Origin of the sequence: Synechococcus sp. R6-5 (genome assembly GCF_047461775.1) — a bacterium.
Lineage (GTDB): Bacteria > Cyanobacteriota > Cyanobacteriia > Thermostichales > Thermostichaceae > Thermostichus.
The window spans coordinates 1-21,145 of sequence record NZ_JANSHV010000058.1; the positions used below are offsets into that span (position 1 = coordinate 1).

Here is a 21,145-nt window from a genome sequence, read left to right on the forward strand (position 1 = left end):
GGGTTTTGGGGGTTAGAGGCATGCTCCGCCAGCTAGAGCGTACCGCTCTGAAAGACCTACGAAACGCCAACAAACACTTCCACTCGCACCGGCGGCGCGGAGTGCTCAGCGTCTGCCGCGCTTCTGCTTTCTTCCTGCCTTAACTAACTATGGCTGGCAGCAGAGATCACCCCCACTGCCCCGCCAGAGGGATCTCCACAGGCGTGACTTCCCCGCAAGCTGCAGGTAGCCGCTCCTTGCTCTCTGAGAGAGCCACACAGACTAAAGCTGGAGCAGGCTTTAGCCCATGCAGAACGCATGCCAGAACTAACCAACTAGCCTAGTAGTCCGGCAAAACCACGTCAACCAACCCACCGTTGCTGCCCAGCCCAGTAGCGTTGAGTAGCTTGCTTGAGCTATTGTGAGCGTTGCGGCCTGCTGTCATTAACCCTGAGTTTGAACTTTTTTAGCTAGGCTGGCTCAGAGTCCGGCAACACCTTCAACACCACCAGCGTTGTGTCGTCCACGGGCTCAGGTCGCAGGGAAATCTCGTCCTGCAACAGGAGCTCTGGATTCTCGGGCAGCCATAGGGGAAGAGGGTGGGATCCCCGACGGCCTCGGAAGGCATCCATCTGCTCAAACAAGCTCTCCAAAATGTCTTCGGGGGAGTCGTAGCGACGGGCAGCGTACTGGATGGCGTCCATCAGCCCAGAGGTCTCCAAGCGCTCGCCGCGGGTGTTGGCTGTCTCCGTGTAGCCATCGGTGTAGTACACCACCACATCCCCGGGTTGCAGTTGCACGCAGCTTTCCGAGTAGTGGCTGTTTTCTTCCAAGCCGATCAGCGCCCCCTCTGTGTCCAGGGGTTGAATTTCTCGGGTGCGGGCCTGCCACCACAGGGTGGGGTTGTGGGCCGCGTTGCTGAAGCAGAGGCGATGGGAGCGGGGATCGTACTCCGAATAAAACAGGCTGATGAAGCGATTGGAGTTTTCCAGGTCACTGTACATGGCCCGGTTCAGATGTTGCAGAACACGGGCCGGCGAATGGCGGTTGAGGGCCTCCGCCCGCACCATGGCGCGGGTCATGGTCATCAACAGGCCGGCGGGCACCCCTTTGCCCATCACATCCCCAATGACGATGGCCAAGCGAAAGCCTGCCGTTTCTTCAGATGAGTCGGATGTTTCCAGGCGTTCGCCGGGAATCTTGATGAAGTCATAGTAGTCGCCCCCCACTTTGCTGGCCACCCGGCAACGGGCTGCCAAGCGAATCCCCTTGACTTGAGGGCACTCCCGAGGTAGCAGTTGGGTCTGGATGTAAGAGCCAATCTCCATTTCTTTTTCCAGGGCCATCTTGCGGCGCAAGGCTGCCGTCAAGCGGTCATTTTCGATGGCCACCCCTGCCTGATCGGCGACCAAGCGCAACAGTTGCTGGCGACGTTCATCCCAGTGGTAGCCAGGCTGACGGCTGAAGACGTACAAGCGACCCTGGACAGAGTTGCGAATCAGCAGCGGCGTGCCGAAAAGGCGTACATCCGGCCCCAGGCTCTGGCGGAACCGTTCGTCCAAGAGGTGTTCAAGGGCAGGGATCTTAACAGAGAGGGATCCCTCCGTTTTGAGGATGGGCTCTTGAGCCGAGAGAGTTTGGGCGATCTGCTCCATCTCAGCCCGAATCTGCTCGCGGTGATTGAGATCAGAGCAATGCAGTTGATCCAACTGGATGGTGCCGTTGGGATTGAACAAAACCAGGGCTCCGCCTTCGGCATCGGTCAGTTGGCTGGCCACAAAAGCCGTCAGCTCCAGGATCTGGTTCAAGTTGTTAAAAGAGCGCAGAGCAAAAGCCAGCCACGCCAGCAGATACTGCATCCGATGGTGTTCTCTCTCCAGTTCTGCCACCCGATCCGGCATTGCAGGGGCAGGCACAATGGCCGGCTTGACCTCCGGCAGCTCTCTATCATCGGACGCAACGGCACCTGAAGAGGTGGGATCCTCATCCTGGCCGGTCTGAGCTGAGCGCAAGTCCCCCGAATTGTCCGTGGGCGACAGCGACGGAGCATTGGGGGGGAGGGGATTTTTGCCCGAATCCTGGGCCAGCAAGGACTCTGACCACAAAGAATCTGACAGCCCGGCAGGGGGCTGCCCTAAAACGGCCTTTTGGGGGCTGTGATCATCCATCGGGAAGGCTGGCTTAATCCCTTGGAAACGTAACGAAACAGCTTAGCAAAAATCTCACAAGCTTTATCACACAAAGATCAAGATCCTCATTTTCCCTCACACCCGGCGAGGCTGACGGGATCCCTGGCACAGTTCCCGGTAGAGCTGTTCCACCCGGCTGAGGTTGTGGCTGAGGGTATAGCGCTCCAGCACCCGCTGGCGGGCCTTCATCCCCAGCAGTTGGGTAAACTCCCGTTGATCCCGCAGCAAAGGCAGCAGCGTTTGCAGCTCCGCCGTCACCCGTGTCGGATCCAGCAGGATCCCGGCTCCATCGGCCAAAACCTCGCCATCGGCACCCACATCGGTGGCCACTGCTGCCAGCCCACAGGCCATCGCCTCCAACAGGGACAAAGAGAGCCCCTCGATTAAAGAGGGCAAAATAAACACATCGGCTCCTCGCAAGATCTCGATGCGTTGCTGCTCGTCGGCAATATAGCCCAGCCAGTGGATCCCATGTTGAAGGGTGTAGAAGGGCTTGAGGGTGTTGAGCAGCGGCCCATCCCCCACGATCAGCAGACCACACTTCTCCCCCATTTGGGAGTGTTTCCAAGCCTTGAGCAGGGCCTCCAGGTTTTTCTCCGGCGAAACCCGCCCCTGATAGACGAAGATCCGCTCCAGTCCCAACCGCTGTTTGAGGGTGGAGGGCCCAGGCGCATACTTGTCCACATCCACACCATTGGGAATGACCACCACCTGTTGGGGGCGCACCCCCAGCTTGACCAAGATCTCCCGCTGCGTTTCCGAGAAGACGATGGTGCGGTGATAGTTGGCCAAACACGGTGCGTAGAGCTGGTAGGCCAAGTATTGGGTGCGAGAGGCGATGTTGCGCCGCCGTCGGTCGAAGGCAGGGTGGAAAGTAGCCACCAGCGGCTGGTTGAGCTCAGCGCAGATCTCCGGCAACACAAAGTCGATGGGAGAAATGGTCAAGGAGGCATGCACCAGATCCGGCTGCAATTCCTTGAGGGCCTGGGTGAGCAACCGCTTGGCGTTGGGGGCCGGGATCGTGTAAATCTGCGACTTGTACAGACAGGGGAGGGAAACGTCTCGACGATCCAGCTCCGCCCTCCAGCCTTCACCTCCAGGATCCAGGGCGGGCGGTTGGCCCTCGTTGGTGAAGTGAAAAAAGCTCACTTGATGCCCTCGATCCAAAAGGCCGTTGGTCATCTCGCGGCTATAGGTGACGTTGCCACAGAAAGGTGTCTTTTTGCCTATCCAGGCGATGTGCATGGGCGGATCCCCGCGGAGCTGAAACGCTGAGCTGCAAAGGGAGTCTCGATTCTTAAACCTCTACAAGAGTAGCAGAGTTGGCTCCTGCCTTGACCCGTTCCCCCAGAAGAGGGTATCCAGCCTGGCGCTGCGGCAGGATTTAGGGGGCCTCTCTGCCCAATAAGCTCCAGGTGTACAGCCCCGCCAGCCCCGTCAGAACAGCCAGGGCCACAAACATCCAGGGAAGGCCAAAGCAAGCTTCCGCCAATCCCGTAAACACCAGCGGCAAACTGAGGGCAATGTTGGCGGCGTTGTTCTGGAGCCCAAAAATCTTGCCCCGCAGATGGTCGGGCGTTTCCTCTTGGATCAAGGTTTGCATCGGCACCGCCACCAGAGCCCCGCCACAGCCCAACAGGGCAATCCAGCCCAAGCTGGGCAGCAGCCAGTGGGTCGTCCAGGAGAGGGCTGCCAGAGCCCCACAGAGCAGCAGGGATCCCAGGCCAACCCAGGCGCGGCGGCTCACCCGTCGGCCCGTATGGCCCACCCAAAAGGCGCCGATCCCCATGCCTAGGCCAGCAGCGGCCAACAACACCCCGAACTGATCCGGCTTCAGCTCTGCCATCACTTCGGCCATGCGCACCGCCAAAACTGCCAGCGCCGCAAACAGCGAGTAAAGCACCACCACCTGCACCAAAGCAGCTCGGATCAGGGGCACCTGGCCGACATAGTGCAGGCCCAGCCGGAGATCTTCCCAGAGGTGAGGGACTTCCCAACGCCGGGGCTCTAGCTTCTCGTGGGGTTGCAGCAGCAATAGCAGGGATCCCGCCAAGAGGTAGGCTCCCCCCACCAACAGCTCCGGCCCCACTTCCCAGCCCGGCAACCAATGGCGTACCCAACGATCTGCCAGGGTTAACAGCGGCTCCCCCACGGCAAACCCGACGATCAGCGAAGCCATCATCGTGGTGGTGTACAGGGAGTTGGCCGCCAGCAGCTCTCGCTTCGGCAGGATCAGGGGCAAAGTCGCCTGCTCGGCAGGAGCAAAAAACTGGGTTAGAACCGAGACGGCAAAGCTCACCAGCAACAGCCCCGCAAACCCCAAGGGGATCCCCGGCCAAAGGTCGCGCCCGGCAGTGAGCCAGAGCAGCGGCGGCAACAGCAGCACTAGGATCCCACGCCCCAGGTTGGAGAGCACCAACACCCCTTTTTTCAGCCAGCGATCCACAAATACCCCTGCCAGGCTGCCCAATAGCATCGCCGGCAGCGTAAAAGCCAGCATGATGGCCGAGACCCAACCGCTGATGGAAGCCCCTTCCGGCTGAAATTCGCGGGCAACCAACCCAATCAGCAGCACCAACAACACCTTGTCCGCCAACTGGGAACACGCCTGCCCCATCCACAGCAGCAGGAAATTGCGCCGGCGCAGCACGGCCACAAAGTTGCTCAGGCCCGGCTCAGATAGACCTTGATCTTCTTTCTCTTCTTTTTGCCCTTTTTCGGGATCTTCAGGAGATGGCTCTGGCAAGGGATCCCCAGGAGAACACTCCGGCGAGCTGAGGGCGGGGCTTGCTGTCGGCTCAGGCAAGAGAGCTTCTGACTTCAGCCCCCAAGTTGGCGTTGACGCAGGTGGGGGATTCTGGAGAGGGGAACTGGGGTGGCAGATCCCTGCCCCTCCCTCCGGCCAGCCCCATCGTTGCTCCAAAGTCATCATGCTCCCCAGGTGACCTGCCCATTTCCCCGACGTCGGCCCCACAACAGAATGGGATCCCGTCAGCAAACAAAAGTGGAAATGGGGTGCCCCGATCTTATCTTGGCCCGCCTTCCAATCCACCAACCCAAATCTTGGGAATCGGCAGGCCTAGCTTCCTGCGGCAGACAAGGAGCGCAAGGGATCCGGGATCGACTCGCTGGGAGCCACAAAGCTGCCCTTTTCCACAAAAGTCAGGCGCAGGCTCAGCCAACGAATAAAATCCGCGTTGGTGGATACCACTGCCCCCAGGGGCTCCTTCAACTTGTCCCGCAGGGGCTTTAACTCTGGAGCTTCCATGAAGGCCGGCTGGGGCACCCAGAAGAAATCGACAGGGCAATGGCGCTCCTCGCAGTATCGACGACGCTCCTCCAGCACCTCTTCCAGAGGCTCAGAACGTAAGAAAGACAGGCTGGCAACGACAAAATGATAGGTAGTCGGTTCGGCAGCAGACATAAGATTGCTGTGGAACTGTGTTGAGAATAAAGGCTAGAGCCGGGCGTTCACCGCTCCTTGCAGATCCTCTCCCTCAGAGAGAGCCAGATTTGAGCAGATGCGGAGCCGGATCGCGGGAGCTACACAGCGGCTGACAGTCTTCCAACTGCCGGAGAACGGGTAGCCGCGCCATGACTTCCTCAGGGGGCATGGAGTGTTCTGAAGCCTGCTTGAGGGTAGGTAGAGCCTGAGCTGCCCATTCCCGAGCCCAGGGAGCGGACTCAGGAGTTTCCTTCTCCTCCAACAGCTCTTGGCAAAGGGCAGTTGAGCGCTCCAAGTCACCACTGCCCTGATATGCCATGATCAGAGCTACACGAGCCAAAACGCATTCTTCCGGATCTGCCCTCGAGCCATTGCGCTCGCTCAGGCGGCGGGACAAACTCTCTTGTCTCTCTTGGATGGAACAGCAGTAGCAGAAGGACTCGAGAAGGTTGATCGCCTCCAGGTAGCGCTCCTGCTTGAGAGCAGTGATACCGGCGCGGAGGGATCCATGGGGGTGGGACATGAGCCTAAGTACAAGAAAAGAGTTCGGACGGACTTGCACCTGAAGGTTATCCAGTCAGTGGCCCGTCTTCTCATCCAAGGTTTCGTGTCTAAAACTACTATACACCCTCTGGACAAGTGACCGCCGATTTACTCTTCCTCTTAAGCTTGTGGAAAGGGCGCTCAACCCTTACGGGCTAGGATGTAGGCGCTGACATAGTGAGTCTCCCGGCGCAGCACCGCACAGCCTGCCTGTTGCAGGCGCACCCCCAGATCGTCGTGGATGTAGTCGCGGTAGTAGGGTTCGTGGAAGGTTTGCATAAAGGCTTCCATCGTCTCCTTCAGCTCTGGCGAATCCAGCAGTTGCACCGAGTCGCAGATGACCACCACGCCCCCTGGCTTCACCACCCGACTCATCTCGTTGATGACATTTTGTCTGGCCGGGCCAGGCAGCTCATGAAAGAGAAAAACGCTGATGACGGCGTCAAAGGTGGCATCGGCATAGGGCATGGCCTCGGCGTTGGCGCGGATAAGCTGGGGCAGCTCCCCCGGCAGCTCCTGCAACAGTCGGTTGGCCTTGCGCAGATAGGCAGGAGAAAGATCCAGGCCATACAAAGCTGCTTTGGGCAGGGATCCCCGCAGCAAGCGCAGCATCCGCCCCGTGCCACAGGCTACATCGAGGATGTGGGGGCTGACCAAGGTGGGATCCAACGCATCTTTGAGCAGGCGAATCACCCGACGGCGCATCGCGTCCGCTGTGCCCCCAAACAGCAGCTCCACCTGCAGGTCATAAAGCTCAGCCGAGCTGTCGCTCAGGTAGCCGTTGGTTTGGTAATGGAAATTTTGCAGGTAGTATTTCGGATAGCCCTCGGTGGAGATGTCTTGAGAAAACTCTTGGTAACGCTTGCTGTGAACCCGCCGAGTAATTTGCGGCAAATCCAACCACACCTGCGGGTAATAGCGGGCAAAGTCCAGCCAGGGGTTGTCGAACAAGAGCGCGTGCGGGTAGTACCCTGCCTCAGCATCTTGCCAGTCCGCTTGCAGGAGTTGTTCATAACGGGCCCGCAACACCTGTAGCGTGTCAGCGCTCACCCGCACCTTGGCCCGCGGCGGCGGGGTCCTCCCGGAGGAGAAGCTTTGCAGATCCCTGAGCACGGAGAGCATCAGATCTGAAGCTTGGGTGGAGAGCGCTTTGTGGGCAAAGCCGAAGATGTTTTTGCCCCACTGAAAAGCGCGGTAGGCAGCTTCTCCGACTGGAGATGGGATCGGCAGCGACAGCTCAGGACTTAGTTGTAGGCTCATAACCCTGCAAGGTGCGAATGAAGAATGAAGGCTTAACGTTTGTTTACACTTAATTATAGCAAGGCGGCCACGCCGGGCCGGCAGCCGCTGGGCGTGGGGAAAACCTGGCGGAATTGGATCCCTGAGCACACCCCATCTGGCCAAGCAGGGGAGTACTCTAGTGGTGTCCTCAAAAGGATGTCCCCGATTGCCCTATGAGCTGGAGGAAGGGGCTGATCAGGTCGATTTGATAATGGGAAGAGGGAGCGCCTCAGCATGACAACCAAGACGGTGTTGGTCATTGACGATAGCATCATGATTCGCAAGATGGTGGCCAGCATCTTGGCCGATCAGTTCCAAGTGGTGGAGGCCAAAGACGGGTTGACAGGGCTGGAAGCGGCCAAAAAACATCACCCCGACCTGATCCTGCTGGATTTTGTCATGCCCAAGATGGATGGCTACGACACCCTGCAAGCCCTGCGTCGGGAAGGTGACTTGAAAAATACCCCTGTGATCATGATGTCGGGGCTGAAGGAACAGGTGACTGCCCGCATCCCTGAGCCCTTTGTCGATTTTGATTTCATCGAGAAACCGTTTGAGGCAGATGCCCTTTTGGCTCTTATCCAAAAGGTCCTCCAGGTTGCCCCTGCCGCTGCACCGGAGCCGGGATCCGAAACCAACACCCAACTGATTCTGAACCGGCTCACCGCCATCGAGACGCTGCTGATTCAAGGTACGGAAAACTTGATCCAGCGGGAGGTGGTGGCGCGGCTTTCTGGGATCAACCAACGCCTGGCGCGTCAGGAATCCCGCAGCAGCAATCTGGAGGCCCAGATCAGCAAGCTCGCCGGCGAAGTGGAGCGACATGCCCAGGGTTTGGCCTTGATCGTCAAGGAGCTGCGACAGATCCGTAAACTTCTAGGAGGATCCTGATGTCTGAGAGGGTTTTTGAGCGAGCTTATCGACACCTAGATGCGGTGACGGCTCTATTTGTGGCCGTGCTGCTGATTTCCAACATCGCCTCGACCAAGATCGTTCTTCTGGGGCCCTTTACCTTTGACGGGGGCACCATTCTCTTCCCCCTCAGCTACATCTTCGGCGACATCCTCACCGAAGTCTATGGCTATGCCCGGTCGCGACGGGTGATCTGGCTGGGATTTATCTCGGCGGCCCTCATGTCGGTGACATTCATGATCGTGGGATCCCTGCCGGCCGCCCCCGACTGGCCCTATCAAGAAGCCTACGACCAGATTCTGGGCCTGACGCCCCGCCTTGTGCTGGCCAGCTTAATCGCCTATTGGGGAGGCAGCTTTGCCAACGCCTATGTACTGGCCCGCATGAAGGTGTGGACGCGGGGACGGTGGCTGTGGACACGCACCATCGGCTCTACCCTGGTGGGCCAAGCGGTGGATACTGGACTGTTTGTCACCTTGGCCTTCTGGGGGGTGTTCCCCGGCCTGGGCAGCTTAATACTCTCCAACTATGTGTTCAAGTGTGCCGTTGAGGTGGCGTTTACGCCCCTGACCTATGCCATTACCGGCTGGCTAAAGCAGCAAGAACAAGAAGACTACTTCGATGTGGCAACCGACTTTAACCCCTTCCGCCTCCAGCCTGTGTCTAGATGAATCCATCAGCCGCCTCAACGGATCTGGCCTTGGGAGGGATCCTATTTTGGTATAGTCAGAGCGTCATCCTATTTATCCTGCTGCCATCCGGTGTTACCGGGAGCTTTTATCCAAGACAAGACTTTTGTGAGGGATCCGCAAGATGATGCTTGTTTTCCAAATTGCTTTGTTGGTGTTGGTGCTTTACAGCTTGCTGTTGGTGGTGGCGGTGCCAGTGCTCTACAGCTCAGCCAGCGACTGGAGCCGGGCCAAGAATGTGATTTTGGTGGGATCCCTGCTCTGGGTGCTGATGGTGATTGGGGTGGGGGTGCTGAGTTTCCTCAAGTGAAGAAGCAGTAGAAGGGCGAGGGCCAATCCACCGAAGGTCACCTTGTGGTCGCAATCAGCGTTGCGTGGGAGCTGCACCGTGGGTGTGGCGGCCCAAAGTTTTTGTCTGGGATCCTGGACGAACTACGCACTTCCGCACCTCGATAAGCCTTAAGCTCTCTCGGTAGAGGGGATCCCATCCTCTACAATGGACGGCGAGGCGTCGGCCTTGCTTGCCATCGGTCAGGCTGTCTACAGGCCGCGCTAGTGAGCTTTGAAGGTGCTGAGGTGTTTCAACCAGCGGAGGTTTGGGTGTTGAGAGCAGTGATGAGAGCAGGGAAATGTTCGCAGGAACTTGGCCTTGCTCGGCGAGGAATGAGGCTGGCCTTGGCGGGCCTGTTGATGGGGAGCCTGGGATCCCTGGTGATGCCCCATTCTGCAGAGGCGCAGTCGGGTTTGGTGATCACCGGCAGTGAAGGGGTACCTGTCCTCAGCTATCGGCTCGATTTTGGCGGGGTTCGCAGTCGTTTGGATCGCTATCGCCTGACCATTCCCCCCCAGAATGTGGCGGTGGCAGAAGTGCAGATCAACGGGGACAGGAATTTCGATGGCCGCATCGATCCGGAAAGTGTCCGCCTGGAGGTAGAAGGCCGGCCTGTAGAGCTGGATCAAGTGTACTGGAACGAGGAGTTTCGCTCTCTAGAGGTGGTGGCCCGTCAACCCATTGCTGCCGGTCAGGAGATCCGTCTGGTGCTCTCCAACGTGCGCAACCCTTCATCTGCCGGTATCTACCGTGTGGAGGCGCGGGTACGGGGTACGGAACCCAACCCCCTCTTCCGGAATGTGGGCAACTGGCTGATTACCATTGAAGACCCAGAGCGGATTGGCTTCTGATCTATTGACCCGATGATCTGACCTACTGTTGATCTTTGCGGCGATCCTATAGGCACAGCCCTTTTGCGGGTCTGGGACAGCGACACCCAAGTTCCCGGCCAGTTGGGGTGGGATCCCTCTGCAAGTGTTTGTTCGCCGTGGTATGGGCTGCTGGAAAAAGCCGGAGTTCTGAGTTTTTCTAAGAATGGGGATTGTGCAAATCCGGCAAGTTTGGGTGGGGGAGTGTTTACCTTGTTGCTTGCTGACACCTGGTATCCCAATTGGTGGCAGGCTCTAATTTTGGGCATGGTGCAAGGGATCACCGAATTTCTGCCCATTAGCAGCACGGCCCATCTGCGGGTGTTTCCGGCTTTGGTGGGGTGGCCGGATGCGGGAGCTTCGTTTACGGCGGTGATCCAGTTGGGCAGTTTGGGGGCGGTGCTGATCTACTTTGCCTCTGACCTGCGCCAGTTGATCCTCGGCTCTTGGAAGGCTTGGCGAGAACGAGATTTCCAGCAGGAGCCTTGGCGGCTGTCGGTCGGGATCTTGGTGGGAACGGTGCCGATTGTGGTGGTGGGGTGGGCCATCAAGGCCATTTGGGGATCCCCGCCCCGCCAGTTGTGGGTGATCGCCGTCGCAGCCATCGGCTTGGCTGTGTTGTTGGGCTGGGCAGAGCAAACGGGCAAACGCCAGCGAGACCTTCACAGCTTAGGCATTTGGGATGGGATCTGGGTAGGGCTGGCCCAAGCTTTGTCCCTGATCCCTGGGGTGTCGCGCTCCGGCTCGACGCTGACGGCAGGGCTGTTTCTCCATTTGCAGCGCTCGGCTGCCGCTCGCTACTCCTTCTTGCTGGGGATCCCGGCATTATTTTTGGCGGGGGTTGTGGAGTTTATCTCCGAGTTCGAGGCAGAGGCCCTGCTGCCGCAGGGGTTGGGGACGCTTTCGGCCTTCGTCTTTTCCTACTTGTCTATCGATTGGCTAATTCAGTTTTTGCAGCGCAGCAGCACCTGGCTGTTCATTGTTTATCGGATTGGCTTTGGCTTGTTTATTATCTTGGGTTTAGCGCTGGGGTTCCTAAGACCCTAATCAAGCTCAGTCAACTACAATCCACGGGGATCCCTGAGGTGGTCACTCCTTTCTGGCTGCTTTTCCCACTGAGAAGATTGGCAAAATGGGATCCCTGCCTGAGGAGGTGGAGGCTCAGATTCGGTCTTTATCGGTGGAGCGCTTGGAAGAGCTGGGTCTAGCCTTGCTGGAGTTCCAGTCGTTGATTGACCTCACCACCTGGCTTGATGGATTCAGCCATTAAAGGTTCTCCCCTTCAAAAAAGGGCTCCGTATCATACGCTGACCAATCTAAAGATTGGGCCTGTGTGTTGCAGCGCACTTGCACTTTGTTGAAGCAGATGTTAGTTTCTGCTTGAGCATCAGGCTGCAAATCCAGTCTTGCTCTTGTCGGGTGATGAACGGTAGATCCTCCTGAGAGAGTTCCTTCTAGGGATCCCTGCCCTAATTTTGTGTTGCTTGTAGCTCCAATAGAAGGATTGCCGGATCCCTGTGGGGGTCACTTGTGCCACTTGAACTGCTAGAACCAAGGCGATTATGAACGGCCTCAGGATACTGCTTATGTTGATGCTCTCTTCTGTGTTGGTGTTGCTGTGTGGGTGCAGTGGCGGGGGAGGTTCTACCCCCAGTGCAGAAGAAGAGCCCAATCCTGATCCCACTACTGGATTTGTGCCAGAAAATCCGGGTGAGGATCCCTCTCCAGATATGATCCCGGTCGATGAACTGGATAGATTGTTTCCGAATTTGCCACCGGATCCAGGGGAGGCGGGCAAGCAAACTTTGGAGGGGATTGATGCCGATGGAGATGGCGTGCGTGATGATGTGCAGCGCTGGATTTACCGCCGGTATCCCAATGATGAGCTGAAGCGGAAGGCCATGCTGCGATACGCCAAAGCTTTACAGGCAAGCATCGTGAATGTTGACAGGGATAGTCGAGACCAGGTGCGTGCAAGAGTGCTTGATGGTTTCCGAGCAATTCGATGTGCAAGATTGGCATTCGGCGGAGTTGATCAATTTGATCTCATTGATGAGGTTGCTGAGGCAGTAAGGGAAGTGCAATTTCAAATGCTTAACACCCAGGAAAGAGTTATTGCAGATTTAACTGTTGATGCCAAGTTCTCTGGACAAGTCGTTGGCGCAGAAGAATGGACATGTACTGACCCAATTCGCTAGATTAGTGAGGATAAATGGATGTTCGGTCGAAATACTGTTCGTCTTGTTGTTTTATTGTGCTGTTGCCTGTCTGTACTGATTCTCAAGTCTTGCTCATTACCAAACAGACCAAATATTCACTCAGTTATTTCTCCCAATTTCAGCTTCAATACCGCTGCACTTGTCCTCAAGTCTAAAATTTACTATATTAACGGACTGGCAACTGAAATACGTGACGCTGAGGATAATCGTGATAGAATCATTGCTGCCATTGGAGGAAATGAAGAGAATGTATTGATCCGACTCAAAGACAACATTGGGTTCGAGCAAGACATCGCAAACTATCGGCTTGCTTACAACATGGCTTTGGGAGGAATAACTGCGTCTGGAAATGTAACCCAAGCAGCAGACAACCCAACCTTTCAAATCGTTGCATCCATTGCACTCAAGATTCGGGAAGCACTGCCAGAACTGTCAGACCCTCAAGCGTGGCAATATGCTCGTGTTCTTCTAAAAGCCCCAAATGCAAATGATATTCTAAGGCCACTATTGCAAAGGTTTAATGTCCAAGAAACTCTAATTAATCTTCTTGGTCAAACAATGCAGAAAAAAATGAATGGCCAGGCTATTCAGAGTGGTTCCGCAGAATCGGTGCATTTGAAGATGGGGTGATGCTGCTGAAAGGCACTCGGAGCTTTGATGCAGGGGTTGGAACCCGGAATGTGGGGGTTTTGAACAAAGTGAATGCCCAGGGCCAAGTCTCGACGTTTGTGGATGATCTCCCATTTGGGGCCTTCGGAAGAGGAACTGCAGAATACCTATCCAACCTCGTTCAGGTGGGCAATAGCGTCGTTTTCACCCGGTATAGCTTCCCGGTGATTATGGCTCGGCAAAGTCGGGATTGGCTGCGTTCCTGTTGTGGTCAGGAGTTGCTGCAGGTGGATGCCACAGGGCAAACCACTCAGGTGATGGATTTGAGTGCTTTTTTCCCGCCTGGGTTTTCGCTTATCTCGGATAACTCCGCAACCAAGCTCGTCGGGCAGGAGTATTATTTTCTGGCCAATAACCAAGGGAATCCGAGTATTCTCAAGGCCAATCCCAGTCAGGGGCTAGCGGTAGTGGTGGATGGGCGGGTGATACGAGAACAAAATGGTGGAGATTCTGTACCCATCCGGGATATTGACCTACAAGGAGCCAACTTAGTGGCTTTGTTGGGGCAGAGTCGTCTTTTGGAAGATGCAGAAGGGTCTTGGCGCAGTGGGTTGGCACGGGTGTCCCCTCAGGGATCCCTGAGTCCGATTTTCCGGATCCCGCAGGATTTTAGCTTGCAGCCGGAGAAGATAGTGGTGGAGGATGCGGGCTTTGGTTTGGTGGCCTGTCCAAGGCTTTCGAGTAACCAGCCAGAATTCTATTCCTGTGCCCTTTACCGGGTGACCCCTAGTGGAGGGTAGGAGCAAGCAGGAAGGCTTGGGCTATGACTTAGAGTATTTATTCACCCGCCTGCGACACGGTATGAACAACTTCCTCCTGTTGAAGAGCTTGCAGCGCCTGGGGCAAATGCTCCGCCAGCCGTGCCGGATCCACTCCCGTTAGGCCGCGTTCTTGCGCCAGATGGACAGCCGCCTGAGCATGCCACCACACCCCCGCACAGGCGCAACTGAGCAGGGCGGGAGCGTCCAAAGGTTGACCGGCTTGAGCTCTTCTTCGCGCCACTAGGCCCCCGATCAAACCGGTCAAGACATCGCCGCTGCCACCGCGGGCCAAAGCCGGTGTGCTTTCCGGGTTCACCCAGCATTCCCCAGTGGGAGAGGCGATCACCGTCCGCGCCCCTTTCAAAACCACCACTGCTCCACTCTGGGCTGCCGCCCTTTGGGCTGCCTCGATGCGATCCCCAAGCGGGATCCCCGGAAAAAGCCGCCGAAATTCCCCCAGGTGGGGGGTGAGGATGGCCTGGATCCCGTTTTCTGGCAGGCGCTCTACCCCCATCTCCGCCAGAGCATTGAGGCCATCGGCATCGATAACCCAGGGGATCCCGGCCCAATCCCGCAGCAGGATCTCCAGCAGGGGCAAACGGGTTTCTCCCAAGCCCGGCCCCACGGCCACCGCCTGAAAGGGTTTCTCGGCAACCGGCGGCAGAGAAGGGATCCCTTCCCAGGCATGAACCAAAACCTCTGGCAAGGCGCTGTGGATCAGTCCTTTCAACTCCGCCGGCGCCGCCATCGTCACCATGCCCACCCCGCTGGCGCGGGATCCCAGCCCCGCCAACACCGCTGCTCCAGCATAGGCTGCCGAGCCTGCCACCCCTAGCAGGGATCCCTGGCGGTATTTGTGGGTATCCAAAGGGGGATCCGCAGGAAAGTGCTGCCAAGGCCGCAGCAACAACCGGGGAACCTCATCCTCTGGGCAGGCCCAAGCGGGGATCCCGAACTCGATGCGGCGCAGCCGTCCCACCCAAGGCAGAGCTGCTTCCTGCCACAACCCCCGTTTCCAAAGGCCAAGGGTGTAGGTATGGCTGGCGCGAATGCAGCAGCCCCAGACTTCCCCGGTTTGGTCGTTGAGGCCAGACGGCAAATCCAGGCTGAGGATGGGGATCCCACTGCCATTGGCCCACCCCACCGCCCCCGCCCAAGGCTCCCCCAAAGGCCGGTTCAGACCGATCCCAAACAGGGCATCAATTAACAAATCGCAATCGGCCAGCTCTTCAAGACTCTCCACAAACTCTGCCCCCAGCGCCTTGAGATAGCGGGCGTGGTCTGCCGTCAGGGGTTTGAGATCCGGCTTGCCCAGCCACACCTTCACCGACTTTTGGGCCAGCCATAGCTCCCGCCCGACCACCAACCCATCGCCACCGTTGTGCCCTGTCCCACAGAGGATCCCAATGCGATGGGCTTGCGGAAAATCCTTCTGCAACTGAGCAACAACGGCCAGCCCCACCTTCTCCATCAGAGCGGCAACGGGCATGCCGGCAGAGAAGATCTGCTCCTCAATGCGCTGCATCTGTGCGGAACTGACCAGGCTGATGGCCGGATCGAACTGGCAACGAGAACCCATATCGCTACGCAACGCTGTTGCAACCGGCGGCATTGCTGAGGGGAGATGGCTCATGGCTAAGTTGCGCTAATCGAGCTTAGCTCTATCACATTCCCGTCGGGATCCCGGACAAACACAGCCGCCCGCCCGGAAGCGCTGGGCTGCACCTCGTAGCCTGCCTGCAAGAGGCGGGCCTTCACCGCTTCCAAGTCATCCACCCCCAGCGCCACATGGGGGTTGCGCCCCCACTTCCAGGATCCTCCGGCCCGCCAAGGCAAGTGGTGCCCTTGATCCATCGGCTCCTCAGCCACGATGAGATGAATTTGGGAGGAACCTACTTGATACCAAGCGCCGGGAAAGTTAAACGCAAAGCGTTCCGCCTTGGGGAGCCCGAGCACTGTCCCGTAAAAATGTTCGGCTCTGGCCAGATCGCTCACCCAAAGGGCGGTGTGCAGGTGATGATAGGTTGGCTTTTGGGGGGCAGTCATTGTCTTGTTGGGAAATCTTGACCGTGGGGCTTTGCAAGGCCGACGCGAACATCAATATTTTCTCCGAACGGCAAGCCAAACCCGTAAGCTAAGGTGGAGCTAGCGCACCCGCGACAACCGTATCTTTGTTTTCGCACAGGGGTTGACCTATGGGATCCCGCACCAAGTTTTTTGGCACGGTCTTGGCCATGCTGGCCGTGAACAGCATCTACATGCAGTTGCAGCAGCTTTCCCTGAGGCTGGAGGAAAGGGATCCCGCCCCCTCTGAGCAGTCTTCTCCAGAGCCTCAAAGCAGCCAGGACTCCGTCCTGCTTCCGCGAGCGGAACGGCTGGATCCCTGGCACCGTGTTGCCCAAGTCTTGCAGGGTCTGTGGCCCGGCGATGCGAGCTTGAAAGGACTCCGTTCCGCCAACGCGAACGGGATCCTGTCGCCAGAGTCCACGTCCCCCCTGGAGCCTTGAGTGCCAAGCTGAGAGGGGATATGACGCTTTGCAAAGGGGATCAAACCCCGTACCATAGAGGAGCAGCTTTCTTTGACATTCCTGATACCCACCATGGTGCAGCCGTCAGCGACCTCTGGGCAAAAGCCGATTGTGATCGCCCCTTCCATCCTTTCAGCCGATTTCAGCCGCTTGGGGGAGGAAGTACGGGCAGTGGATGAGGCGGGGGCCGACTGGATCCATGTGGATGTGATGGATGGCCGCTTTGTGCCCAACATCACCATCGGCCCGTTGGTGGTGGAAGCCCTGCGCCCGGTGACGGCCAAGCCCCTGGACGTCCACCTGATGATTGTGGAGCCGGAGAACTATGTGGCGGATTTTGCCAAAGCAGGGGCCGATATCATTTCCGTGCACGCAGAGTCCAGCTCCACCATTCACCTGCACCGCACCCTCAGCCAAATCAAGGATCTGGGCAAGCAAGCGGGCGTGGTGCTCAATCCGGCCAGCCCTTTGGAGCTGATCCAATACGTGCTGGATCTGGTGGATCTGGTGTTGATCATGAGTGTCAACCCCGGATTTGGCGGGCAAAGCTTCATTCCGGCAGTGGTGCCCAAAATTCGCCAGTTGCGGGCCATGTGCGATGAGCGGGGCCTGGATCCCTGGATCGAGGTGGATGGCGGCATCAAAGCCAGCAACGCTTGGCAGGTGATTGAAGCAGGAGCCAACGCCATTGTGGCCGGTTCGGCAGTGTTCAAGGCCAAAGACTATGCAGAAGCCATTCGCAGCATTCGCAACAGCCGCCGTCCCGAGCTGGTGACAGTTTAAGGTGACAGTTCATTTTGAAGGAAACTGCTCCCTTACTGAAATCCGGCTTGACCCCAGCGCTGCGCTGAGCCAACTCCTCACGTGCCTTTAGCGCAAAGCAGCAGCCCCTTTCTGGGCAGCGTAAGGCCCCGTCCCGCTGTTGACGGCAGTTGTGCCCAGGCAATGGGGAGGCACATCGACGGAGGGGGGGATGATCGGCTGGGGCAAAGTGGGGCTGAAAAAAGTCTGACAAAAAGGCACGCGATTGCGCTGAATATCGGCAAGGTAGGGAGGAGGAATGGTGCCCAAATAGGCGCCCAGCACCTGCTGCTCGGGATCCTCTGGCAACACTTGGTAATACAACATCAGGCGATTATCGGGAAACCAGGCGCGGATCACCCTTTGCAGGGCCTTCAAGTTGAAGCCCGGCTCTTCAGGGTTGCGAATCAGGTGCATCCCCGCCAGGCGCCCGCCGACAAAATAGGCTTGCACATAAAACCCACGGGCATAGATGGGGGGCTCCAAGGAGTTCTGAGATGAAGGGGAATCGGGCAGGTAAAGGGCTTCACCCCCAGGACGCAGTTGCCAGCGGCTCCAACGGGGATCCTCCCGGTCGCTGGAAATGGTCTCCCAATTGTTGGCGCGGGCGTAGCTCAAGAAGCGCTCCTCGACCATGCCCAGATAGAGCATTTCCATTTGCAAGGGCAGCCGGGCCCGGGTTTGCAACAGGGGCAGAGTGCGCACTTCTCCCTGCTTGAGCACCAAGGTCTCCCCCCGCGCCGAGCAAGGTTCCCACGCCAACAAAACTGTCAGGATCCCTGCCCCAACCGCCCGGCCAAGACAGCTAAGACCACGTCTTGCCGAAGCAAGCAGCAGAGGGGTGAGCATCTGTATCTGTAGAGGTAGCCTGAGCTGTGGGCAACTGCCGCCCAACCCAGTAGAAGCAGGGACGTAAGATGAGATCACCGAGAACCCCGAAAAGCCAGAAAAAAGGTGAAGCTAGAGTGCTCTGCACCGCTGACGCGATGGAAGCTCTATTGTAGCCAAAGAGCCAAAGCCTCTTGAAAATTTTAACCTGTTGCCTTGTGTGAATTTTCTTGCAGATCCTGAATGTCTCGAAACTAAGGTACTCCGCGCCGCTGACGCGAACGAAATGAGTGCAACTCTCGAGAACGGCATTCCCGCTGCAGCAGCTTCTGACCGGACAGAATGGCCGGGATTGATCGTCATTGCCGGCCCCACGGCCACCGGGAAATCTCGACAGGCACTGCTTTTGGCCCAACGGCTGGGATCCCCGTTGTTGAATGCAGACTCTCGCCAGGTCTACCGCGAGTTCGACATCGGCACAGCCAAGCCTACCCCCGCCGAGCAGGCCCTTTGGCCCCACGAGTTGATCGACATTGTTGATCCCTGCCACACCTACACGGTGGCCGAGTTTCAGCAGGCGGCCCAAGCCCGCATCGCCGAGGCCCATCGGCAGGGACAGACTCCCATCTTGGTGGGGGGCACCGGTCTCTACATCCAATCGGTGACTGCTGGCCTAGGGATCCCTGCTGTACCCCCGCAGCCCCAACTGAGAAGACAACTGGAAACTTGGCCCCCTGAGATCCGCTACGCCTGGCTGCAGCAGTTGGATCCCGTTGCCGCCCAGCACATTCATCCCCATGACGCGGTGCGCACGCTGCGGGCTTTGGAGATCGTTTACACCACCGGGAAGCCGGCTTCCAGCCTACGGCAGGCCCATCCCCCCCACTACCCCATCTTGATCTTGGGGCTGCGCTGCCCAATGCCCCGTTTGGAACAACGCATTGCCCGGCGCACGGCAGAGATGATGGAGCGGGGGTGGATCGAGGAGGTGAAAACCCTGCGGGAGCGCTATGGGCCCCACCTGCCCCTTTTGAATACTTTGGGCTACGCGGAAATCGGCGCTTACCTGGAGGGGCGGATCCCGGAAGCCGAACTGCAACCCCTGATTGTGCGGCGCACCCGCCAATTTGCCAAACGGCAGATGACTTGGTTTCGAGCCATGCTGGGGATCCAAAAGGGCCATGCCTACGGCACCCTGTCGGGAAGGGGTCGATGCGTGGCCCTGTGGCTGGACTGCGAAGCTGAGGATTTGCCGGAGCAGATCTGGAAGCAGGTCAAGGCTTGGATGGCAGCTCCGACCACTGTTGAAACCAGTCCCGCCGCCGCTGAGCATCGGCTTTTCGATCCGTAAGGATCTCCAACACCCGCACCCCTTGGGCAGGTAAGGGATCCAAAGCTTGGGCCAGCTCCTGCCAGCTTTCCACCCGCCGGTGGGGAATGCCGTGGGCTTGGCAGAGGAGGGCAAGATCCACCGACTGGGGAGTAGCAAAGTAGGGCTCAAAGGGCGGATCTGGCCCTTGACGGCCCACCTCAGCGATGGGCAGCAGCTCAAAAATCCCACCCCCCTGGTTGTTGATGAGGAGAATGGTCAGGGATCCCTGCAGGTGAGGGCCAAGCCGCAGGCCGCCGCAGTCGTGCAAAAAGGCCAGATCCCCGGTTAGCAACACCGTCGGGCGCTGCCGGTGGGCCACCCCGAAGGCGGTAGAGAGAAGGCCATCGATGCCGTTGGTGCCGCGGTTGAAGTAGGGCCGGATGCGGCGGTCGTTGGGGGGCCAAAACCACTCCACATCCCGCACCGGCGTGCTGTTGGCAATAAACAGCGGAGTCTCTGGGGGCAAGTGGTGGGCCAGCCACCAGGCAACCTTGCCTTCAAACCACTCCGATAGGTCAGTCATGGCCTGGTCTAGGGCAGCACGGATTTGTGCTTCCGCTGTCAGCCAGCCCTGCAGAAAAGTTGTTTGCTTGGCCGGTGCTTCTGGGATCCCGGCGACCCACTCCTCTACGGCGAAAGGCAAGTGGGTGGTGGGGTTGTGCAGGGGATCCCCATTCTCAGGGCGGGGATCCAACCGCCAAACGCGGGGAGCAACCTTGGCCAGGGTTTGCCGCAGCGCTTTGCTGGTGGGCAGGGATCCCAGTTGGATGACTTGCTGCGGCCAAAGCTGGGGATCATCCCGCTGCAGGATGAGGTCGTAGGTGGTGATGAGATAGGGGTTGAGGGAAGCGTAGTTGCGCAGGGGAGAAAGCCCCTCCGCCAGCACCGGCCAGCCCAAAGCCGTCGCCAAACGGGCCACTGCCTCCACATAGCGCTGGGGATCCAGCGGTTGAGCCGGCCCCGCCAAGATCACCCCCCGCTCACAGCTGCGCCACTCCTGCCAAAAAGAAACCGTCTCCGTCTGAAAAGGGCTCCGCACCGCCTGCAAGGAAGAGCCGGTGCATGGAGGAGCAACCCCACGAAAAAAGGTCTTCTCGAACTCCGGATCTTCCTGTAGATGGAGCAGCGGCGCAGTGCTGCCATCGGCAATGGGAGCCAAGGGATCCCGGAAAGGCACATTTAAATGCACCGGGCCGGGAAAAGGGTAAAGGGTGCGCTCCCAGGCGTGAACCAGGGTCTGGCGCAAGTAGGCCAGGGCTTCTGGATCCGCGCTGGGCAGGGCCAACTCCGCCTGCCAGTTGGGGTAATGGCCGTAGAGCTTCACCTGGTCAATCGCTTGGCCGGCGCGGCAGTGGCGCAGCTCCGGGGGCCGATCCGCCGTCAAAACCAAAAGCGGCCAGCCACTTTCTGCCGCCTCGATGAGAGCTGGGAAAAAGTGAGCGCCAGCGCTGCCGGAAGTACACACCAGGGGAATGGGCCGCCGGGTTTGCTGGGCCAATCCCAGCGCAAAAAAGGCTGCCGACCGCTCATCCAGCACCGGGATCGCCTCGATGTCGGGGTGCTGGGCCAGCGCGTAGGTCAGGGGTGCTGAGCGGGATCCCGGACACACCACCGCCAAACGGCAACCCAGCCGACTCAAGGTTTCGGCCAATAGGGATCCCCAGAGGGTGTTGAGGTTGCGCCAGTCCAGCCGCCTCGGCAGGACAAAGTTTTCAGCAGTCACATTTCA

General features: G+C 58.4%; 22 protein-coding genes. 12 read left to right on the plus strand and 10 right to left on the minus strand.

Annotation, left to right across the window (positions count from 1 at the left end; translation table 11 throughout):
• Positions 1–449: 449 nt before the first annotated feature.
• The 6 genes from NW818_RS03320 to NW818_RS03345 all read right to left on the minus strand — a co-directional run bounded on the left by NW818_RS03320 (position 450) and on the right by NW818_RS03345 (position 7,416).
• Positions 450–2,147 carry a PP2C family protein-serine/threonine phosphatase gene (locus NW818_RS03320; protein WP_414423821.1) on the minus strand — a complete coding sequence of 566 codons (1,698 nt, stop codon included), beginning with the start codon at positions 2,145–2,147 and terminating at the stop codon, positions 450–452.
• 96 nt (positions 2,148–2,243) lie between these two features.
• Complete coding sequence (locus tag NW818_RS03325; RefSeq protein ID WP_414423822.1) at positions 2,244–3,413, minus strand: glycosyltransferase family 4 protein; 1,170 nt, start codon at positions 3,411–3,413, stop codon at positions 2,244–2,246.
• Between the two features lie 139 nt (positions 3,414–3,552).
• Entirely contained in the window at positions 3,553–5,097 is a 1,545-nt protein-coding gene (locus tag NW818_RS03330) for an MFS transporter (protein WP_414423823.1), read from the minus strand.
• 150 nt (positions 5,098–5,247) lie between these two features.
• Complete coding sequence (locus NW818_RS03335) at positions 5,248–5,592, minus strand: MgPME-cyclase complex family protein (protein WP_414329330.1); 345 nt, start codon at positions 5,590–5,592, stop codon at positions 5,248–5,250.
• A 73-nt stretch (positions 5,593–5,665) separates the two neighbouring features.
• A complete protein-coding gene (locus tag NW818_RS03340) occupies positions 5,666–6,136 on the minus strand; it encodes a hypothetical protein (protein ID WP_414423824.1) in 471 nt (156 codons plus the stop codon).
• A 161-nt stretch (positions 6,137–6,297) separates the two neighbouring features.
• A complete protein-coding gene (locus NW818_RS03345) occupies positions 6,298–7,416 on the minus strand; it encodes a class I SAM-dependent methyltransferase (protein WP_414423825.1) in 1,119 nt (372 codons plus the stop codon).
• Between the two features lie 255 nt (positions 7,417–7,671).
• Here NW818_RS03345 and NW818_RS03350 point away from each other — a divergent pair, with 255 nt between their 5' ends.
• The 9 genes from NW818_RS03350 (at position 7,672) to NW818_RS03390 (ending at position 13,866) form a co-directional block, all read left to right on the plus strand.
• On the plus strand, positions 7,672–8,328 hold the full coding sequence (locus tag NW818_RS03350; protein WP_414418668.1) for a response regulator: 657 nt from the start codon (positions 7,672–7,674) through the stop codon (positions 8,326–8,328).
• Complete coding sequence (locus tag NW818_RS03355; protein ID WP_414374579.1) at positions 8,328–9,020, plus strand: queuosine precursor transporter; 693 nt, start codon at positions 8,328–8,330, stop codon at positions 9,018–9,020. Before NW818_RS03350 ends, NW818_RS03355 begins: the two co-directional genes overlap by 1 nt.
• A 142-nt stretch (positions 9,021–9,162) precedes the next feature.
• Complete coding sequence (gene psbZ / locus NW818_RS03360; RefSeq protein ID WP_011433643.1) at positions 9,163–9,348, plus strand: photosystem II reaction center protein PsbZ; 186 nt, start codon at positions 9,163–9,165, stop codon at positions 9,346–9,348.
• 353 nt (positions 9,349–9,701) lie between these two features.
• The gene (locus NW818_RS03365) at positions 9,702–10,220 is read left to right on the plus strand and encodes a DUF2808 domain-containing protein (protein WP_414374581.1); all 519 of its coding nucleotides are present in this window, start codon (positions 9,702–9,704) and stop codon (positions 10,218–10,220) included.
• A gap of 231 nt (positions 10,221–10,451) precedes the next feature.
• Complete coding sequence (locus NW818_RS03370) at positions 10,452–11,285, plus strand: undecaprenyl-diphosphate phosphatase (RefSeq protein ID WP_414423826.1); 834 nt, start codon at positions 10,452–10,454, stop codon at positions 11,283–11,285.
• A gap of 85 nt (positions 11,286–11,370) precedes the next feature.
• Complete coding sequence (locus NW818_RS03375) at positions 11,371–11,508, plus strand: DUF4351 domain-containing protein (RefSeq protein WP_414374584.1); 138 nt, start codon at positions 11,371–11,373, stop codon at positions 11,506–11,508.
• Between the two features lie 316 nt (positions 11,509–11,824).
• A complete protein-coding gene (locus NW818_RS03380) occupies positions 11,825–12,436 on the plus strand; it encodes a hypothetical protein (RefSeq protein ID WP_414423827.1) in 612 nt (203 codons plus the stop codon).
• Between the two features lie 18 nt (positions 12,437–12,454).
• Complete coding sequence (locus NW818_RS03385; protein WP_414423828.1) at positions 12,455–13,087, plus strand: hypothetical protein; 633 nt, start codon at positions 12,455–12,457, stop codon at positions 13,085–13,087.
• Positions 13,087–13,866, plus strand: a complete 780-nt coding sequence (locus NW818_RS03390) for a hypothetical protein (RefSeq protein ID WP_011433638.1) — start codon at positions 13,087–13,089, stop codon at positions 13,864–13,866. The genes NW818_RS03385 and NW818_RS03390 overlap by 1 nt, the downstream gene beginning before the upstream one ends.
• Before the next feature lie 37 nt (positions 13,867–13,903).
• On the opposite strand, the gene NW818_RS03395 is transcribed toward NW818_RS03390, so the two are convergent.
• A complete protein-coding gene (locus NW818_RS03395) occupies positions 13,904–15,466 on the minus strand; it encodes an NAD(P)H-hydrate dehydratase (RefSeq protein ID WP_414423829.1) in 1,563 nt (520 codons plus the stop codon).
• Positions 15,467–15,522: 56 nt separating this feature from the next.
• On the minus strand, positions 15,523–15,933 hold the full coding sequence (locus NW818_RS03400) for a VOC family protein (protein WP_414423830.1): 411 nt from the start codon (positions 15,931–15,933) through the stop codon (positions 15,523–15,525).
• Positions 15,934–16,082: 149 nt separating this feature from the next.
• On the opposite strand from NW818_RS03400, the gene NW818_RS03405 reads away from it, so the two are divergent.
• Together NW818_RS03405 and rpe are read left to right on the plus strand one after the other, a co-directional pair.
• Positions 16,083–16,394 carry a hypothetical protein gene (locus NW818_RS03405; RefSeq protein ID WP_414331818.1) on the plus strand — a complete coding sequence of 104 codons (312 nt, stop codon included), beginning with the start codon at positions 16,083–16,085 and terminating at the stop codon, positions 16,392–16,394.
• Between the two features lie 93 nt (positions 16,395–16,487).
• Entirely contained in the window at positions 16,488–17,198 is a 711-nt protein-coding gene (gene rpe, locus NW818_RS03410) for a ribulose-phosphate 3-epimerase (protein ID WP_011433633.1), read from the plus strand.
• Positions 17,199–17,285: 87 nt separating this feature from the next.
• On the opposite strand, the gene NW818_RS03415 is transcribed toward rpe, so the two are convergent.
• The gene (locus tag NW818_RS03415) at positions 17,286–18,065 is read right to left on the minus strand and encodes a hypothetical protein (protein WP_414423831.1); all 780 of its coding nucleotides are present in this window, start codon (positions 18,063–18,065) and stop codon (positions 17,286–17,288) included.
• 265 nt (positions 18,066–18,330) lie between these two features.
• Between NW818_RS03415 and miaA the strand changes: the two genes are divergently transcribed.
• Entirely contained in the window at positions 18,331–19,395 is a 1,065-nt protein-coding gene (miaA, locus tag NW818_RS03420; RefSeq protein ID WP_414423832.1) for a tRNA (adenosine(37)-N6)-dimethylallyltransferase MiaA, read from the plus strand.
• On the opposite strand, the gene menD is transcribed toward miaA, so the two are convergent.
• Positions 19,319–21,139 carry a 2-succinyl-5-enolpyruvyl-6-hydroxy-3-cyclohexene-1-carboxylic-acid synthase gene (gene menD, locus NW818_RS03425; RefSeq protein WP_414423833.1) on the minus strand — a complete coding sequence of 607 codons (1,821 nt, stop codon included), beginning with the start codon at positions 21,137–21,139 and terminating at the stop codon, positions 19,319–19,321. The genes miaA and menD overlap by 77 nt on opposite strands.
• Between the last annotated feature and the right edge of the window lie 6 nt (positions 21,140–21,145).

What these genes read in the sequence shown, in the direction of transcription:
- NW818_RS03320 (WP_414423821.1), bottom strand. Translation starts at nt 2,147, where the DNA reads ATGGATGATCACAGCCCCCAAAAGGCCGTTTTAGGGCAGCCCCCTGCC.
- NW818_RS03325 (WP_414423822.1), bottom strand. Translation starts at nt 3,413, where the DNA reads ATGCACATCGCCTGGATAGGCAAAAAGACACCTTTCTGTGGCAACGTC.
- NW818_RS03330 (WP_414423823.1), bottom strand. Translation starts at nt 5,097, where the DNA reads ATGACTTTGGAGCAACGATGGGGCTGGCCGGAGGGAGGGGCAGGGATC.
- NW818_RS03335 (WP_414329330.1), bottom strand. Translation starts at nt 5,592, where the DNA reads ATGTCTGCTGCCGAACCGACTACCTATCATTTTGTCGTTGCCAGCCTG.
- NW818_RS03340 (WP_414423824.1), bottom strand. Translation starts at nt 6,136, where the DNA reads ATGTCCCACCCCCATGGATCCCTCCGCGCCGGTATCACTGCTCTCAAG.
- NW818_RS03345 (WP_414423825.1), bottom strand. Translation starts at nt 7,416, where the DNA reads ATGAGCCTACAACTAAGTCCTGAGCTGTCGCTGCCGATCCCATCTCCA.
- NW818_RS03350 (WP_414418668.1), top strand. Translation starts at nt 7,672, where the DNA reads ATGACAACCAAGACGGTGTTGGTCATTGACGATAGCATCATGATTCGC.
- NW818_RS03355 (WP_414374579.1), top strand. Translation starts at nt 8,328, where the DNA reads ATGTCTGAGAGGGTTTTTGAGCGAGCTTATCGACACCTAGATGCGGTG.
- psbZ (WP_011433643.1), top strand. Translation starts at nt 9,163, where the DNA reads ATGATGCTTGTTTTCCAAATTGCTTTGTTGGTGTTGGTGCTTTACAGC.
- NW818_RS03365 (WP_414374581.1), top strand. Translation starts at nt 9,702, where the DNA reads ATGAGGCTGGCCTTGGCGGGCCTGTTGATGGGGAGCCTGGGATCCCTG.
- NW818_RS03375 (WP_414374584.1), top strand. Translation starts at nt 11,371, where the DNA reads ATGGGATCCCTGCCTGAGGAGGTGGAGGCTCAGATTCGGTCTTTATCG.
- NW818_RS03380 (WP_414423827.1), top strand. Translation starts at nt 11,825, where the DNA reads ATGTTGATGCTCTCTTCTGTGTTGGTGTTGCTGTGTGGGTGCAGTGGC.
- NW818_RS03385 (WP_414423828.1), top strand. Translation starts at nt 12,455, where the DNA reads ATGTTCGGTCGAAATACTGTTCGTCTTGTTGTTTTATTGTGCTGTTGC.
- NW818_RS03390 (WP_011433638.1), top strand. Translation starts at nt 13,087, where the DNA reads ATGCTGCTGAAAGGCACTCGGAGCTTTGATGCAGGGGTTGGAACCCGG.
- NW818_RS03395 (WP_414423829.1), bottom strand. Translation starts at nt 15,466, where the DNA reads ATGGGTTCTCGTTGCCAGTTCGATCCGGCCATCAGCCTGGTCAGTTCC.
- NW818_RS03400 (WP_414423830.1), bottom strand. Translation starts at nt 15,933, where the DNA reads ATGACTGCCCCCCAAAAGCCAACCTATCATCACCTGCACACCGCCCTT.
- NW818_RS03405 (WP_414331818.1), top strand. Translation starts at nt 16,083, where the DNA reads ATGGGATCCCGCACCAAGTTTTTTGGCACGGTCTTGGCCATGCTGGCC.
- rpe (WP_011433633.1), top strand. Translation starts at nt 16,488, where the DNA reads ATGGTGCAGCCGTCAGCGACCTCTGGGCAAAAGCCGATTGTGATCGCC.
- NW818_RS03415 (WP_414423831.1), bottom strand. Translation starts at nt 18,065, where the DNA reads ATGCTCACCCCTCTGCTGCTTGCTTCGGCAAGACGTGGTCTTAGCTGT.
- miaA (WP_414423832.1), top strand. Translation starts at nt 18,331, where the DNA reads ATGAGTGCAACTCTCGAGAACGGCATTCCCGCTGCAGCAGCTTCTGAC.